Source organism: Vibrio sp. B172a (assembly GCF_030248355.1).
Lineage (GTDB): Bacteria > Pseudomonadota > Gammaproteobacteria > Enterobacterales > Vibrionaceae > Vibrio > Vibrio owensii.
Genome location: NZ_JAHGAC010000008.1, coordinates 96,799 through 112,076 on the forward strand (window position 1 = coordinate 96,799; position 15,278 = coordinate 112,076).

The window sequence follows — 15,278 nt, forward strand, 5'->3', positions numbered from 1 at the left end:
TTTCGCTTAGCCCTTGACGGCACCAGAGGTCAAGCCGCTGATCATCTGTTTTGAGGCAAATAAGTAAGTAATCACTAACGGTAAAATGGAGATGGTGGTTCCGAGCATCACCGCTCCCCACGGCGTATTCGGAATGCCCTGCACACTTCGCAGTGCCTGCGTAATCACGTAGTTTTCTGGCGTTGTCAGTACCACGAGTGGCTGCATGAACATGTTCCAGAAGAAAACAAACTGCACGATTGCTAGGGTTGCGAGAGCCGGTTTCATCAGTGGCAATACCACGCTCCAGTAAGTTCTAAATTCACCCGCGCCATCGAGCTTCGCCGCTTCTAACAGCTCTTTCGGAATCGATGCCACTACGTGCTGACGCATCAAGAAGATGCCAAATGGCGTTGTCGTGAACGGTAACCAAACCGCAAGGTGGTTATCGAGCAAGCCGAGGAATTTCACGATCATGAAGTACGGGATCAAGCTCAGTACAGGTGGAATCATCATCGAGCCAACCAGCATGCCAAACAGCAAGTTTTTGCCCTTGAACTTGTACACCGCAAACGCGTAACCGCCCATGCTACAAAACAGCAGTGAAATCGTGGTGCCTAGGAAAGCAATGTAGATGGAGTTAAACATCGCCTGCCAAAACGGCATGATTTCCAGTAGCTTTGCATAGTTCACCGCGAGGCTGTCACCAATCGCAAAGCTGATGCCTGTGCCAAAGATTTCAGTACGGTCACGCGTCGATAGCAACGCTGACCAAATGAACGGGAATACGGTCATGATGGCAGACACCACCAACACAGTGCCGAGCATTACCATCAGTATCTTGGTAAAGATCTCGATGCTGCGGTCGCTTGGACGCCAACGCTGCGCCGCAGGTAAGGTAGTAGTGTTCATTTTATTGCTCCCCTAGACCTTTCTTACCGAAGAAGAAGAATTGAATTGCTGTACAGCCTGCAATCAAGGTAAACAGCAGCCATGAAATCGCTGACGCTGTGCCCATTTCTAACCATTCCCAACCCACTTTGTAGAGGTACATAGAGATGGTTAAACCAGACTGACCTGTACCACCCGTACCGCGCGTTAGGACGAAAGGTTCTTCGAACAACTGCAAGTTACCGATGATGGTCATGGTGACCGCAAAGAAGATGAATGGACGAATCATTGGCAGCGAAATGCTCCAGAATCGACGCCATGCGTTTGCACCATCCATACGAGCCGCTTCTAGGATGTCTTTAGGAATCGTCATCAAGCCCGTGGTGTAAAGCACGATGTTGAAACCGGTGTATTTCCAGAACACCATGATGGCGATAGAAGGCTTCACCATGGTGGCATCATCTAACCAACGGATTGGTTGGAAATCGTTAACCCAAGAGAATGCCCAACCAAAGAGCGTGCTGTCCGCCAGAGCCATTAAGCTTTGGTTGATGATCCCTGAGTTTGGTGAGTACATGTTGAAGAAGATAAGCGACGCTGCCACAGTAGAAGTGATAAACGGTAGGAAGTAAGCCGACGTTAACCAGTGACGGAAACGGTCACCCAAAGACACCAAAATGTAAGCCACAGGCAGGGCAACCAAGTGCTGCGCCACGCCAGATGTAATCGCTAGCCAAAGCGTGTTCTTCAGCGAACGCCACAGCCACGGGTCAGTCAGAGCGATGTGGTAGTTCTCTAGCCCGACGTAATCCATCGCGCCCAAGCCTTCGACTGGGTTCCACTCATGGAAAGAAAGAAAAATAGAAAACAGTAACGGGAAGATCCCGAAAACAGAAAAAATAATCAAAAACGGCAGTAGGAATCCATACGGTGTAAGCGCTTTCAAACTTAGACGAGAAAAAATACTCTCACGCTCTGATGTTTCCATAACCTTGCTCGCTGCATGATTCATAGTAACGACCTCTAATCAGGAGGGCACGTCGCCCTCCTTGCTTACCAAATGGCGAATTGCTTACAAATTACGGGTGCGACGCTTAATCATGCGTTCCGCTTCTTTCAATGCCGTTTCAATGTCTTTGCCTTCATCCAGCACTTCCATCAGTGCGTTTTCTAGGATGATAGAGCGTGCAACGTGGTCGCCTTTTGCTGGTGCCACTGGCTTGATGTTTTGTGCCACTTCAGCAAACAGTAGGCGCGCTTGCTGACCACCTAGGAATTCAATTTTCTCTTCGAACATTGGGTCGTCGTAGGTCGTGGTATTTGCAGGGAATGCAGCGATGGTTTCGAAGTGTTTAAGCTGAATATCACGCTTAGTTGTCATGTATTCGATCAGCTTCCAAGCTTCGTCTTGATGCTTAGATTGGGTTGGAATCGATAGGAATGAACCACCCCAGCTACCGTAAATACCATCAGGAAGGTTAGATACGCCCCAGCTGCCTGCAGTTTCTGGCGCAATCCAGTTATTTAGGTGACCAAGTAGCCAAGCACCAGAAAGCTGAGTGGCGAATGTGCCGTTGCGGAAGCCTTCGTACCATTCGTTTGACCACGCAAGGATGCGGCCATCCAACCCTTTGTCACGGATCTCTTTCGCCACTTCAAACGCGTGAACAAAGCGCTCTGAAGTCACAACTGGGTTGCCGTCTTTGTCGAAGTAAAGACCTTCACCTTCAGGTACTGTGGTGAAGATGATCGCTTGTGCCACATCCGCCGCAGAAGCGATCAATTGAACGTTTTGCTGCTTAAGTTTTTCACCCGCCGCGATGTAAGAATCCCAATCTTTGATCGCTTCGTTGATATCAATACCCGCTTTTTCAAAAATGTCTGTGCGGTAGTACATGACACCCGGACCTAGGTCTACTGGCATACCATACACATCACCGTCAGCACCTTTACCTTGTGCCCATGCATAAGGCGCAAAGCTTTCTGCGTATTTGTCTGCGCCATATTTTTCAGACAGATTGACTAAGCCGCCCGAAGCAACGAATGGACCAATTTTTTCTACATCAACAACAATCACATCCCCTGCGCCAGAGCCCGTCGCCAAGTTAGTGGTCAGCTTCGTGTGGTGGTCACCGTGGTTATTCATCAGGTAATCCACTTTAATGCCGGTTTCTTTCTCGAAATCCGGTAGCAGAACTTTCAAGCTGCTATCGAAATCAGGGAAACCATCGAAGCGAATTTTGGTTTCGTCAGCCGCGTTTACCGTTGCAGCAACACCCAAGGCAGCGGTCATCGCAAGCGTCAAAGTTTTCAGTTTCATGTTGTTGTCCTTAATTATCGTTTTATAGGGTATGCAGTTCCTTGACTGAACTTCTCGGCACCAAATTCGGCGACAGTTTGAAGTTCACATCTCGTTTGTTTTTATTGAGAATTTGAATCACGAGCTGGACAGCCTCAGCACTCATTTGCTCAATAGGGAAGTTAACTGTGGTTAGGGCTGGCGTGAGGTAACGCGCAAACAAAATGTCATCGAACCCCACAAGGGAGATTTGCTCTGGAACGTCAACACCATGAGCTTTCAGCACTTCGTAAGCACCGAAAGCCATGTGATCGTTGCAGGCAAATACGGCAGTAAAATGACAATCGCGCTTCAACAGCTTGCGCATTGCGCTTTCCCCAGACTCTTCGGTAAAACCGGCCTCGGACACCAACGCTTCGTCATACTCGATTCCCGCTTCTTCAAGAGCCTTGCGGTAACCTTGTAGACGCCCCCGTGCGTCAGATTTGTCCAGAGGACCGGTGATACACGCTATGTTGCGATGCCCCATTCGCAACAAGTATTCGGTCGCCAACTGGCCACCAAATTCGTTATCGATCTCAATACAGCTTTGCGCCATTTCAGGGATGAAGCGGTTAACTAACACCACTGGAATGCCCTTCTCTTTTAGATCGATGAGATAATCATCAGTCAGGTTTTGTGCGTGCAAAATCATGGCATCGACACGACGTCCAAGCAGGAACTCTACAGATTCACGCTGGCTTTGCTCCGAGTTAGAACCTGCCGTCACCACAACGTGGTAACCAAAACGACGCAGACGTTCTTCCATACTGTGCAGAATGCCAGAGTAAAAAGGACCACCAAGCTCTGGCACGATGATGCCAATGCTGCCGGTGCGACTAGACGCTAATGCCTGAGCGATCGAGTTCGGACGATAGCCAAGTTCTTGAATCGCTTTCTCGACTTTCAGCTTCTTATCGTGACTCACTCGGCTGGTGCCGTTGATCACGCGAGAAACCGTTGCCTGAGAAACCCCTGCGTATTCAGATACATCTTTAATCGTCGCCACAAGAAACCTCTTCTACCTGAGCCTCAAGATTCAATTCTGCTTCGAGATAACTTGCTCGAAACCGCTTTCATGGCAGCTAGTATTTCTGATCCACCTAGGGGTTATCGTGAGAGAAATCACACCGAAATCCCTTTAAATACGGGCAATATCAGAAAGAATGAAGCGGTTGGCAGTTTCGTTTCATGCCATGAAACTGTTTCATGAGATGGTTATTTCACGCTCAAATGAAACCAAGCAAAGGCATTGATTTCACAACTCTTTAATATCGATTCATGAAACAAAAACGGCGAACGAGAAACAAAAAAAGAGCCGCAAATGCGGCTCAAAATAGGGTTAAGAATGGACAGTTTGGCGCTCAACTGGCTGCAATGAGCGCCATGACTAAATAGAGAGAGTTAAGAGTGTAGTTTGAGATGGCTTACCACCAAGCTTCCCACATCGCGCCTAGGCTAACCGTATCTTGCTTAGGATCGTTGTTGGTCGCTTTGTTATCCACTTCACCCACTGTTGCGTAGAAGCGCAGCATCGGACGAGCACCCGCGCCCCAGTCAAACGCGATGTTTTGAGATAGCGTCACTTTCCAACCTGTGTTGTCGTCATCAGCACGTGCGTAATCAACCATTTGGTAACCTGCTTCTAGCCACGTTGAGTGCACATCATTCCAGAAGTACATCGGACGTACGATGGCACTGTAGTTGGTACGCTCGTCTTCCAAAGCATTTGAGCCGTCAATTGAGTAATCGTGGTACGCCAATAGATATTCAACCGCAGCACTTTCACCGATGTCTGCGTTACCTTCGAAACTCGCGTAGATGGTTGTTAAGTCTTCTGTTTTCCAGAATACGCCGTTGTCGGCATTGTCAGAGTAACGCAACACTAAGCGGTTTGAACCACTGTCATGTGCACGAGAAATCACCGCACCCAATTGGTATGCGTCAATGTGTTCAGAGCTTTCAATTGCTTCAGAATCAAAACCATAGTTCGCGTAAAGTTCTAAATCAGCAAAGCCCATATCAATGCCGTGCAACTTAGAAGTGAATGCATACGCGCCGCTGTCACCCGTACCTGCACCACCCGTACATGAGATAGAAGGGTTCGCTCCCGGAGTGATTTCAGGACTACAACTGTCAACCGATCCCACCACACCGAAATCAAGCTTAACCGAGCCAAGTTCAAGGTTGTTGATACCACCGCCTTGGCCATCATGCATCATCCAGAAGTAGTCATTGATGCCTTGTTGTGGACGTTGGTGGAAATCACGACCCGCCCAGATGTAAGCATTAGGTTGGCTCTCAAGCACATTGGTTACGCCTGCGTACGCTTTTTTCACGTTCACTTCGTCGCCCCAATGGTCGAACATCACTACCACATCCCAGATCGCGCCGCTGTCGCTCTTGAATGCCTTACCAAACTGGAATTCGCCGCCGTTGCCTTCGTTACCCAAACGACCAATTGCCGATGATCCGTTGAACGAACCATCCACCATTACGTACTTCTCGTCGCCAGCTTGGTAATGTGCGCCATAACGCGCATAACCGGAGAAAACAACGCCAAGTGGAATCTCGATTTCTGGAGTGAGAACAGCAGGTTGCTGGTTGTCCACATAAGTTGGGTCAATACGATTTTCCAACTCCTGAATTCGTTTTTCCAAAGCTTCTACATCAGAATCGGCAGCAAAAGTTGAGAGAGAAGCAAGCGAAGTGGCCACTGCAAGAGCGAGAGGTAAAACCTTTAAGTTTTTCATGTGATTTCCCTAAGTTTTTTGTAGGTGTAATTATTTCAATAGGGATCTTAAGGAATGAAACGTTTGAAAAGCCGCTACCGCTTCACATGGCAATCGCATTCAAAATGACATGAAACAACGCATGAAACTCAACATGATTTTTCTTTTTTATAATCATACACTTATAAAAAACCACTTTGTCGTTCACATTTTGAAATCGCTTTCATTTCACCGAATTGTTTAAGTGCTATCACGTAAATCTGTTCAAAATAAGCGCAATTTACGCCTGATCGTATGAAACGTTTCATAATCCTGAAAATTTTCACACACCGTAAATTTCTTACAAATTCAATAACTCACACCAATAGTAAACATGACTCATATCACATTTAAACGCTTTGCTATTCCATGTAGCACTAAATTACCACCTAGAATAGGCACTAAGTAATTCTTAAGTAGGGAAACATAATGTCGAAATTGGCCGGAGCACGCCTAGAGGAAATGGCGGATATCCGATCGACAAGAAAGAAGAAGATCGTATTTCTCTGTTCTAGCATTGCCACCGCATTCTTAGCGTACGGGTCTATCGTGCACTATCTGCAAGGGAATTGGGGACTCAGCTTATTAATAGGGCTGTGCTCTCTTGCGTGTCTCACCATCAGTTATCTGATTAAGGTTCGAGGTCATCACCAATACGCCGACTTGTTGCTCACTGGCGTGTTGATGTTCGATGGTCTTCTTTTGCTGCTTTATAACGACGCGCCATCGGGTCGTTTGTTGTGGCTTTACCCCATTGTTGCCGCCATTATTCTGATTAACGAATTCAAAGTCGGCTTGCTGTTCAGTGTCACCTACACTCTCATCATCTTTTTCGGTTTAACCTTTTTAGAGAGTGTGCCAACTGCTAGCGAGATGACCGAACGCCGCTTTATGTTCACCCTTGTGGCGATTTGCTTTGTTTGTCATACCTTCTCTTACTACTACTCAAAAGTAGTGAACTACATTCAGACCCTTTATCGCGAAGGGATTGAAGAACTCGCCTATCTCGACCAATTAACGGGCCTTGCTAATCGTTGGAGCTTTGAAACTTGGGCGCGCGCGAAACTGGAAGAATTAGATCAAACTCAAAGCAATACCGTCACTGCTTTGGTTTTCCTCGATATCGATAACTTCAAGCACATTAACGACAACTACGGACACGATGTCGGCGACCGCGTGTTAAAGCACTTTGCGACACGCCTGAAAAACAACATTCGTAATAAAGACAGAAAGACGGATAAGCACGACTACTCTATTGCGCGCTTTGCTGGGGATGAGTTTGTGTTGATGCTTTACGATGTGCGCTGCAAGAAAGATTTAGACCGAATCATGGATCGCATCGTCAACTTGTTCCAAAAAGGCTACCACTCGGAAGACAACATCAACGAGCTGACCATGAGTATTGGGGTCGCGATTTACCACCAAGATGCCAATGACCTGTCTGAGCTAACACGCTGTGCCGATAAAGCCATGTACGCAGCCAAACACACAGGCAAAAACCAGTACGCATATTATGAGCACTGCTCACACGCAGAAGAGTTGCGCCATCAAAGGCATTCGTTGGTAGGAGCAATGGGCAGTGAAAACGTCACGTCTCTTCAACGTGACGCAAGCTTGTAAGAAATGTCGATTGGCGTGTATTTGCGAACTGGCTTGTACTTGCCAATAGAGGAAAGGCAGCAACCACTTACATTAAGCGAACATGTACATCGCCCACAAACCGCCAAGTAAAAAGGTGAGCAGCCATATCACTTGGCGCGTTTTACTCGGTTTGTCTTCTTTTGGTGGAATAACAGGCTTGAGCGCTCGCTCTTTTATTTTACCGACCAAGCTGTTTTCGATCGCACGCTTATAGAAAGCACGGCGTTTTTGAGCTGCATTGGCCACTTTCGTAAAGCGATGTCTCTGTTCTGTTGTAAATTCTGTCGCCTCATAGCGAGGAGGGAGATCAGAATGTTTAGGTTGTACTGCCATCACTTCCTCCTTGTTGATGGGTGCACCTATCTTAAGTATATACAAAGTTATCAGTTTGTTGCTAAAAACCTTTACGCCTGAACAAGATGCATGAAAAAAGCCACCCAAAGGTGGCTTTCATTTCAATTCTGTCTGTCGCTTATAGATACTCACACAAGTACGCCGTTGCGTCTTTTACTTGCAGCTCAAATGATGAGTTGCCTTCTACCTCAAAGAACTCACCGCTGTTGTATGTTACCCAATCAACGTCGCCGGCTTTCTTTACGATCAATGCACCTTTGACAACGCTCATGCGCTCTGGCGCTTGAGTGCCAAACGTATACTCACCTGGCAACATAACACCAACACTTACGTCCTGTCCTTGTTGGTTAAAACCCAGTGACTTTACGCCACCAGCAAAATAACTGTTTTCCTTAATACTCATTATTGGTTTCCTTATCAAAAATCAGCTCTTTTTTACCCTGTTTCGGTTTACGACTCAAGTCTCTACATTGACCTTTCGTTAAAGGCTAAATTCTCAATAACTGTGTTTCGGAATGTAAAAGTGGACATCAGATCATAATTTCACCGTCTCAAAGGCAAGATTGTTTGTTTTTGCGGCTCAAGCTTCTCACCATAATAAAAAAGGAAAGTAAGCAGGGATCATGACCACCACATCGCGCCGTAAACGCAATCAGAAGCCAGAACCGCAACCCTCATTTTGGGCTCGTCATCAGTTCAAAATCATTAAAGGGGGCTTTGCTCTGTTCGGCTGCACATTGGCTGGTGTGATTAGCTATCAGCTTTATGCTTCTTATTTGGATTACATTGATCCGGATAAAGTCTATGGGGAATGGATTGAGATTGGTGCGCCACCATATCAAACCGAGCAGCTTTCTTTTACACCCGACGGAGTTTTTCGTAATCATCGCCTCATCGCAACGCAATTCGAGTTTGACGGCAAAGTGGTCACCCTCAACACAGGATTGGGAATGACAGAGTACCAGCTGTCCGGCTCCCACCTCTCTCCACAAATTCGCCGCATTGAACCACGCTTGCCCGACCAACGTTTTATTCTCAAAGGCTATGAACACACTGTTCAGGGTTCAGAAACAGGAGCAGCGTCGAAACGTCGCGCCGCTCTGAGTGAACATTTCAGCCGCAAATAGCTTTTGGTCTATCAATTAGCCTTCGTCTACAAATCGCTTTTCCCAACAAAACATCTTCTGTATACGAAACAAACACTTTTGCTCGTAACCTGCTCTATTGCATGATAAAAATTTAATTTCACTCGCAAAATAACGCATGCGAACTGAGTAAGCGATTAATTAAATACATGCAAAATATTTATAAAATCTTGGCTCGATATTGAATTTTCACTGCAAAAGTATGTTTCTTGTAGTGAGATTTAGGTAACACGGTCGAAACTTGATTTATTTTTTTTTGAAAAAAAATAAGCCTCTGAAATGCTCAAAGGGATGCTTTTGCACAGTGTGTGAATTGGTTGTCTTTTCTGTCGCAGGAGCAGCTTATGTTCGTCAATGAACATGAATTCAAGGATTGAGAGAGAAGTTATGATTCGATTTAACCTATGTGCAGCTGGGGTTGCCCTAGCATTATCTGGCGCTGCAAACGCGGCTCCTACCGCACCAAGTATCGATATGTACGGTTCCAACAACCTGCAATTTTCTAAAATTGAGTTGGCAATGGAAACCACATCTGGCTACAACGACATGGTTAAGTACCATGAACTAGCCAAGATCAACGTGAAATTCAACCAGTGGAGCGGCACATCTGGCGACACTTACAACATCTATTTTGATGGTGTTCAGGTTGCAACTGGCCCTATCACTGGTAGCCAAACCACAGCGTCGTTTGAGTACGGCCAAGGTGGTTTGTACCAAATGGAAATCGAAGCGTGTGATGCAACAGGCTGTGCCAAGAGTGCACCTGTAGAGATTACTATCGCAGATACCGATGGTTCTCACTTACCACCTCTAACCATGAATGTTGACCCGAACAACAAAACCTACAACACAGACCCAAGTGTCGTAATGGGAACATACTTTGTTGAATGGGGCATCTACGGCCGTGATTACACTGTCGACAACATGCCAGTCGACAACCTGACGCACATCCTTTACGGCTTCATTCCAATTTGTGGTCCAAACGAATCGGTGAAATCGGTTGGCGGTAACAGCTTCAACGCACTGCAAACAGCATGTCGCGGCGTGAACGACTACGAAGTGGTTATCCATGACCCATGGGCAGCGTACCAAAAGAGCTTCGCGCAAGCAGGCCATGAGTACAGCACGCCGATCAAGGGTAACTATGCAATGCTAATGGCGTTGAAACAACGTAACCCTGATCTAAAAATCATCCCATCTATCGGTGGTTGGACACTATCTGACCCATTCTTCGATTTCGTTGATAAAGCCAACCGTGACACGTTTGTCGCGTCAGTTAAGAAGTTCCTGAAAACGTGGAAGTTCTACGACGGTGTGGACATCGATTGGGAATTCCCTGGTGGTGGCGGCGCTGCAGCTGATAAAGGCGACCCAGTAAACGATGGCCCAGCATACATCGCATTGATGCGTGAACTGCGTGCAATGCTTGATGAACTAGAAGCAGAAACTGGCCGTACTTACGAGCTAACTTCAGCAATCGGTGTGGGTTACGACAAGATTGAAGACGTTGATTACGCAGATGCAGTTCAGTACATGGACTACATCTTCGCGATGACATACGACTTTTACGGCGGTTGGAACAACGTCCCTGGTCACCAAACAGCACTTTACTGTGGCTCATTTATGCGTCCTGGTCAGTGTGACGGCAGCGGTGTTGATGAAAACGGCGAACCGTACAAAGGCCCAGCTTACACGGCTGACAACGGCATCCAACTACTACTAGCGCAAGGCGTTCCTGCGAACAAACTTGTTCTAGGTACAGCAATGTACGGCCGTGGTTGGGAAGGCGTAACTCCGGATACGCTAACCGATCCAAATGACCCAATGACAGGTACTGCTACAGGTAAACTGAAAGGCAGCACAGCTCAAGGTGTTTGGGAAGATGGCGTGATTGACTACAAAGGCATTAAGTCATTCATGCTAGGTGCGAACAATACGGGTATCAACGGCTTTGAATATGGCTACGATGCTCAAGCAGAAGCACCTTGGGTGTGGAACCGTTCGACTGGTGAGCTGATTACATTTGATGACCACCGCTCTGTATTGGCAAAAGGCAGCTACGCGAAATCTCTAGGTCTAGCAGGTCTATTCTCTTGGGAAATTGACGCAGATAACGGTGACATCCTGAATGCAATGCACGAAGGTATGGCAGGCAGCGTAGTACCTCAGCCAAACCGTAAACCAACGGCAGCAGCAGGTGCAGACCAAGCAGTAACAGGTCCTACAAGTGTTGTACTTGATGGCAGCAACTCAACAGACTCTGATGGCACAATCGCAAGCTACGCTTGGGAACAAGTATCTGGTATTGCAGTGGCTCTATCTGGCGCGAACGCAGCGACAGCAAGCTTCGATGTAGCAGAAGTGACCGTTGAAGAGCAGCTAACGTTTAAGCTAACTGTCACTGATAACGAAGGTGCAACCGCTTCTGATCTTGTTGTAGTAACGGTTAAGCCAGCAGGCGTGATTGATCCACCAAACACTGCGCCAGTTGCACAGGTTTCTGCACCAGCAACAGCAAACGCAGGTGACGTGGTTGTGATAGACGCTTCGGCTTCTAGCGATGCAGACAACGACACGCTAACGTTCGACTGGACACTACCTCAAGGTCTAAACGCAACGGTTAACGGTGCAAAAGTCACGTTCACAGCAGCAGAGTACCCACAAGACACTAGCCTAAGCTTCACTGTAAGCGTAAGCGATGGTCAAGCGGCATCTACAGCGACAGCAACCGTTGTTGTTGCGAAGCACACTACTGGCGGCGGTACATGTACTAACGCTTGGGATGCAGCAGCGGTTTACACTGGCGGTGACCAAGTGACACACGCTGGTAAGACTTGGGAAGCGAAATGGTGGACTCAAGGCCAAGATCCTAGCCAATCTGGCGAATGGGGTGTTTGGAAAGAAGTTGGTCCAGCTAACTGTAACTAAGCGCTGCTAAAAGCGTTGTGATTCAACATCACTCGCTTTCAATAGAGTAGAAAAGAAAAGGACAGCTTCGGCTGTCCTTTGTTGTTTCATCAGAATCTAGGGAATGCTTTTCAATAATCAGCTTGCTTCAATTAAACGATCAAAGCTCTGGAATACCTCATCACACTTCATCACGCGTCCATGGCCTTGCCCTTGGGTCGTGACCAACTCCACTCGCTCAATCTCACTTGCCGCTTGCGCGGATACGCTGTGCTTAGTGAACTTGTCTTGCTCATCGTGAACAATGATGGTTTTCGCTTCACGTTCGGCTAAGCGTCTCTCTGGGTCAATCGACTGCAATGGGTAGTTAAACTGATCTTCCACTTCCGAAACCACCGCTTTGAATAGCTTCATTGAGTAACCCGAACGTGCAATGCTGCCAAACAGGTTTTCAACGTAATTCAATACTGGCGCAATCAATAACAAAGGCTTGTTTTCTAATTTGCTGTGGCGACACTCTAACGCCGACGCCGTTCCCATACTGTGTCCAACCAAACCTGCCATGTCTTCCACCGAATCCAATACATCCTCTAGGCCACGAACAAACGCAGGGATGTGCCCGTACTGACCATCACTCTCACCATGCGCAGGATGATCGTATGCAAGTGCGGTGTAACCCGATGCAGCAATGTGTTCCATCAACGGGTAGAACTGGCTCGCTGTACCCGACCAACCGTGAGTCAACACCCATACTGGGCCGCTACCAAGCTGATAGGTTTTAATTGCTCCAGCATGACCTTGGATTTCACTTTTGATAAGCCCCTGTGGCTCGGCATTTTTTGGCTGCGTACGCGCAGGGGTAAGCAGCAATTTACGCGCAGTCTTTTTTGCGTGTGAGGGTGCGAGCGTGTGGTGCAAACGCGTGCTGATGTTGATTAAACTGCGCTTTACACTGAATTTCTGCGAAGTATTGAAGTAAATTTTCTCACTCATGATCGTTTCCTTAGCTATCAGCTTTGCACAAAATAGAACGGTCGTGCTTTTTAAGCTGATAAGAAAGAGCGCTCTTCGTCGCCCTTTGTTATGAATCTCTTACTATGCCCGTTACCGCGGGGCTAGCGCTTCCATCGAGTAAACAAGTTATCGATGCCTTGCCAGAACAATCTCTGGCTCTCTTCTTGCCCTTTGATCGAGTAAAATACGTGTGCACTTAAGTACTGCCCATATAGATCAAAGGTCGCTTGTCGCGTATCTAAGTCCGCCACAAACTCTTGGTTTTCTTTGCCTTTCTTGATCTGAATTTCTAGGTAATTCAACCAAGTATCAATTGATTTACGCAATGCTGCTTGCAACGCACAACCTTCTTCTGCGGTGTCGTTCCAAGCATCGAGGAACATGCAACTGCCTTGAAAAGAGTGGTTCCACGTCATCCAAGCATCCAACAACCCACGAACTTTACGCTCGATGTTGCTATCACCCAACTCACGCGCTGGCGCAATTACGCGCTCAGCAAACACTTGGTTGGCAAACTCCAATACCGACAGCTGTAAGTTCAGCTTGGAATTGAAGTGAGCAAATAGGCCGCTTTTCGACATACCACACTGCTTTGCAAGCTCACCAATAGTGAGGCTCTCCAACCCGTTTTCACTCGCGAGTTGGAATGCACGCTGCAGTATCAGCTCTTTGGTTACTTTTCCTTTTTTCATAAATACATTTTTAGCACGGTCGTACTTTTTTGCAAATCACCAATTTACTGGTCTAACCATCCTATAGCCATCTGCACACTCTCGATCGCAATACATTGAGTAATCTTATGAATATGAATTTTCGAAATTTGAGATGGGTCTGAATTTCGAAAACTGGTTGTCTTCAATTGCACATGAGTTGATTTTTTACCGCGAGAACTGAGCTGTTACCTGCTAATTTCGCAGCGATTTTTCATTTTTTTAGGTAAGCACTTATGGCAACCACAAAGAAAATTGCCAGTTTAGAATTTGCCCGCATCATCGCGATGTTTGCGATCGTAGGGCTTCACTGTCAGATGGCTCTCACCTATTGGCAATGGGATGAGGTGCCTTGGGTCGGGTACATGCTCAACCAGTTGGCTCGTTTTGCCGTGCCGCTGTTTTTCCTCATCTCCGGCTATCTTATCCAACCAAAGCTCAGTACGAACCCAGTGGAGACACTTAAAAACTACACCAAGCCATTGCTTAAAATATGGTTAGTTTGGAGCGCGATTTGTCTCTTGGTGCCTTTCCGTTGGCCAGTGGTTGCAGAAGCGGGCTATCTCGCCGAGCGACAAGGTTATTGGGGCTACCTAATGTCGAACCCAATTAATTCGCTGTTGGAAGGTGGTTTGGTGCACTTGTGGTTTATCCCAGCCCTGATCATTGCTGTGGCCATCATTGCGTTTCTGGTTCGTATTGGAATGGCGCAGTTGTTGCTGCCAACAGCGGTATTGCTATACATCTACGGAGTGTTCGCAGGCAGCTACATCACGCTTACTGAGCTACCAGCCCCCTTCTTCACTCGCAATGGTCCGTTCTTCAGTACTTTGTTAGTGGTGCTTGGTTACTTAGCGCGACAACACCAGTGGCAATGGTCTCGCAATAACACCATTCGCTTGATTTTGATCGGTATGGCGCTGCACTTTGCCGAAGCCTATTACTTGATGAACTACGAGATCGCCTTTAATTCGCACGACTTCTTATTCGGCACTGTGATCTGGTCTTTAGGCGTCTTCATGTGGCTTCTTGCCCATCCAAACTTCGGCAATATGCCGTGGGTGTTTAAGTGGTCTCCGAGTATTTTAGGTATCTACGTCAGCCACCTTTTGGTAATCATCATGATGATGAACGTCGCAGGCATGTTGGGGTTAGAAAACTTAGCGAAAGACGCTTTCATTTATCCAGCAACCATTGTGGTTACCCTGCTGCTTGTGAAGGGTATTGAAGCCACGCCACTGAAAAAACTATTGCTGCGCTAAATCCATTCAGCACTATGTATGGCTTGCTCTAACACTTTGGGGTTATAGCAAGCCTCTCAAAAATGAGAGCTCACTCTCACTCATCAAAATTATCATTCCTAATACCACGTAATTTGCTTTCTCTCACAAAAAACATTGTTCATTTCCATTAGATTCATTCGACATCAACAAAATGCTCATTAAACGGAGGCGGTATGTGGGCAGGTCAAGGACTCGTTCCTTTTTTAGAAATTAGCCATTGGCTAACTTATGGTTTATACGCTGCA

General features: G+C 46.9%; 13 protein-coding genes. 4 read left to right on the forward strand and 9 right to left on the reverse strand.

Features of this window, described 5'->3' with window-relative positions; translation table 11 throughout:
• Positions 1 to 6 precede the first annotated feature (6 nt).
• The 5 genes from KIT90_RS10320 to KIT90_RS10340 all read right to left on the reverse strand — a co-directional run bounded on the left by KIT90_RS10320 (position 7) and on the right by KIT90_RS10340 (position 5,961).
• Entirely contained in the window at positions 7 to 891 is an 885-nt protein-coding gene (locus tag KIT90_RS10320; protein ID WP_005434781.1) for a carbohydrate ABC transporter permease, read from the reverse strand.
• Between the two features lies 1 nt (position 892).
• Entirely contained in the window at positions 893 to 1,882 is a 990-nt protein-coding gene (locus KIT90_RS10325) for a carbohydrate ABC transporter permease (protein WP_020195084.1), read from the reverse strand.
• A 60-nt stretch (positions 1,883 to 1,942) separates the two neighbouring features.
• On the reverse strand, positions 1,943 to 3,190 hold the full coding sequence (locus KIT90_RS10330) for an ABC transporter substrate-binding protein (RefSeq protein WP_005434765.1): 1,248 nt from the start codon (positions 3,188 to 3,190) through the stop codon (positions 1,943 to 1,945).
• 22 nt (positions 3,191 to 3,212) lie between these two features.
• The gene (locus KIT90_RS10335) at positions 3,213 to 4,217 is read right to left on the reverse strand and encodes a LacI family DNA-binding transcriptional regulator (protein ID WP_020195082.1); all 1,005 of its coding nucleotides are present in this window, start codon (positions 4,215 to 4,217) and stop codon (positions 3,213 to 3,215) included.
• A gap of 418 nt (positions 4,218 to 4,635) precedes the next feature.
• Positions 4,636 to 5,961 carry a carbohydrate porin gene (locus KIT90_RS10340; RefSeq protein WP_038894986.1) on the reverse strand — a complete coding sequence of 442 codons (1,326 nt, stop codon included), beginning with the start codon at positions 5,959 to 5,961 and terminating at the stop codon, positions 4,636 to 4,638.
• A 447-nt stretch (positions 5,962 to 6,408) separates the two neighbouring features.
• On the opposite strand from KIT90_RS10340, the gene KIT90_RS10345 reads away from it, so the two are divergent.
• Positions 6,409 to 7,599: a GGDEF domain-containing protein gene (locus KIT90_RS10345; RefSeq protein ID WP_054822519.1), complete on the forward strand. Its 1,191-nt coding sequence runs from the start codon at positions 6,409 to 6,411 to the stop codon at positions 7,597 to 7,599.
• A gap of 72 nt (positions 7,600 to 7,671) precedes the next feature.
• Here the strand turns inward: KIT90_RS10345 and KIT90_RS10350 are convergent, their stop codons facing one another.
• Both KIT90_RS10350 and KIT90_RS10355 read right to left on the reverse strand, forming a co-directional pair.
• Positions 7,672 to 7,953, reverse strand: a complete 282-nt coding sequence (locus KIT90_RS10350) for a hypothetical protein (RefSeq protein WP_038894988.1) — start codon at positions 7,951 to 7,953, stop codon at positions 7,672 to 7,674.
• Between the two features lie 139 nt (positions 7,954 to 8,092).
• The gene (locus KIT90_RS10355) at positions 8,093 to 8,377 is read right to left on the reverse strand and encodes a pyrimidine/purine nucleoside phosphorylase (protein ID WP_005434752.1); all 285 of its coding nucleotides are present in this window, start codon (positions 8,375 to 8,377) and stop codon (positions 8,093 to 8,095) included.
• A 220-nt stretch (positions 8,378 to 8,597) separates the two neighbouring features.
• Here KIT90_RS10355 and KIT90_RS10360 point away from each other — a divergent pair, with 220 nt between their 5' ends.
• The gene (locus tag KIT90_RS10360) at positions 8,598 to 9,101 is read left to right on the forward strand and encodes a DUF2850 domain-containing protein (protein ID WP_285376561.1); all 504 of its coding nucleotides are present in this window, start codon (positions 8,598 to 8,600) and stop codon (positions 9,099 to 9,101) included.
• A gap of 405 nt (positions 9,102 to 9,506) precedes the next feature.
• On the forward strand, positions 9,507 to 12,047 hold the full coding sequence (locus KIT90_RS10365; RefSeq protein WP_285376562.1) for a glycosyl hydrolase family 18 protein: 2,541 nt from the start codon (positions 9,507 to 9,509) through the stop codon (positions 12,045 to 12,047).
• Between the two features lie 117 nt (positions 12,048 to 12,164).
• Here KIT90_RS10365 and KIT90_RS10370 read toward each other — a convergent pair whose 3' ends face one another.
• Together KIT90_RS10370 and KIT90_RS10375 are read right to left on the reverse strand one after the other, a co-directional pair.
• Positions 12,165 to 13,019: an alpha/beta fold hydrolase gene (locus KIT90_RS10370; RefSeq protein ID WP_041059431.1), complete on the reverse strand. Its 855-nt coding sequence runs from the start codon at positions 13,017 to 13,019 to the stop codon at positions 12,165 to 12,167.
• Positions 13,020 to 13,141: 122 nt separating this feature from the next.
• On the reverse strand, positions 13,142 to 13,732 hold the full coding sequence (locus KIT90_RS10375; RefSeq protein ID WP_041059429.1) for a TetR/AcrR family transcriptional regulator: 591 nt from the start codon (positions 13,730 to 13,732) through the stop codon (positions 13,142 to 13,144).
• A gap of 254 nt (positions 13,733 to 13,986) precedes the next feature.
• Between KIT90_RS10375 and KIT90_RS10380 the strand changes: the two genes are divergently transcribed.
• Positions 13,987 to 15,012, forward strand: a complete 1,026-nt coding sequence (locus KIT90_RS10380; RefSeq protein WP_041059426.1) for an acyltransferase — start codon at positions 13,987 to 13,989, stop codon at positions 15,010 to 15,012.
• The last annotated feature ends 266 nt before the right edge of the window (positions 15,013 to 15,278 follow it).

Excerpts from the sequence above, each read along its gene's own strand:
- KIT90_RS10330 (WP_005434765.1), bottom strand. The coding sequence starts at position 3,190 with ATGAAACTGAAAACTTTGACGCTTGCGATGACCGCTGCCTTGGGTGTT.
- KIT90_RS10350 (WP_038894988.1), bottom strand. The coding sequence starts at position 7,953 with ATGGCAGTACAACCTAAACATTCTGATCTCCCTCCTCGCTATGAGGCG.
- KIT90_RS10360 (WP_285376561.1), top strand. The coding sequence starts at position 8,598 with ATGACCACCACATCGCGCCGTAAACGCAATCAGAAGCCAGAACCGCAA.
- KIT90_RS10320 (WP_005434781.1), bottom strand. The coding sequence starts at position 891 with ATGAACACTACTACCTTACCTGCGGCGCAGCGTTGGCGTCCAAGCGAC.
- KIT90_RS10345 (WP_054822519.1), top strand. The coding sequence starts at position 6,409 with ATGTCGAAATTGGCCGGAGCACGCCTAGAGGAAATGGCGGATATCCGA.
- KIT90_RS10325 (WP_020195084.1), bottom strand. The coding sequence starts at position 1,882 with ATGAATCATGCAGCGAGCAAGGTTATGGAAACATCAGAGCGTGAGAGT.
- KIT90_RS10370 (WP_041059431.1), bottom strand. The coding sequence starts at position 13,019 with ATGAGTGAGAAAATTTACTTCAATACTTCGCAGAAATTCAGTGTAAAG.
- KIT90_RS10365 (WP_285376562.1), top strand. The coding sequence starts at position 9,507 with ATGATTCGATTTAACCTATGTGCAGCTGGGGTTGCCCTAGCATTATCT.
- KIT90_RS10355 (WP_005434752.1), bottom strand. The coding sequence starts at position 8,377 with ATGAGTATTAAGGAAAACAGTTATTTTGCTGGTGGCGTAAAGTCACTG.
- KIT90_RS10380 (WP_041059426.1), top strand. The coding sequence starts at position 13,987 with ATGGCAACCACAAAGAAAATTGCCAGTTTAGAATTTGCCCGCATCATC.
- KIT90_RS10375 (WP_041059429.1), bottom strand. The coding sequence starts at position 13,732 with ATGAAAAAAGGAAAAGTAACCAAAGAGCTGATACTGCAGCGTGCATTC.
- KIT90_RS10340 (WP_038894986.1), bottom strand. The coding sequence starts at position 5,961 with ATGAAAAACTTAAAGGTTTTACCTCTCGCTCTTGCAGTGGCCACTTCG.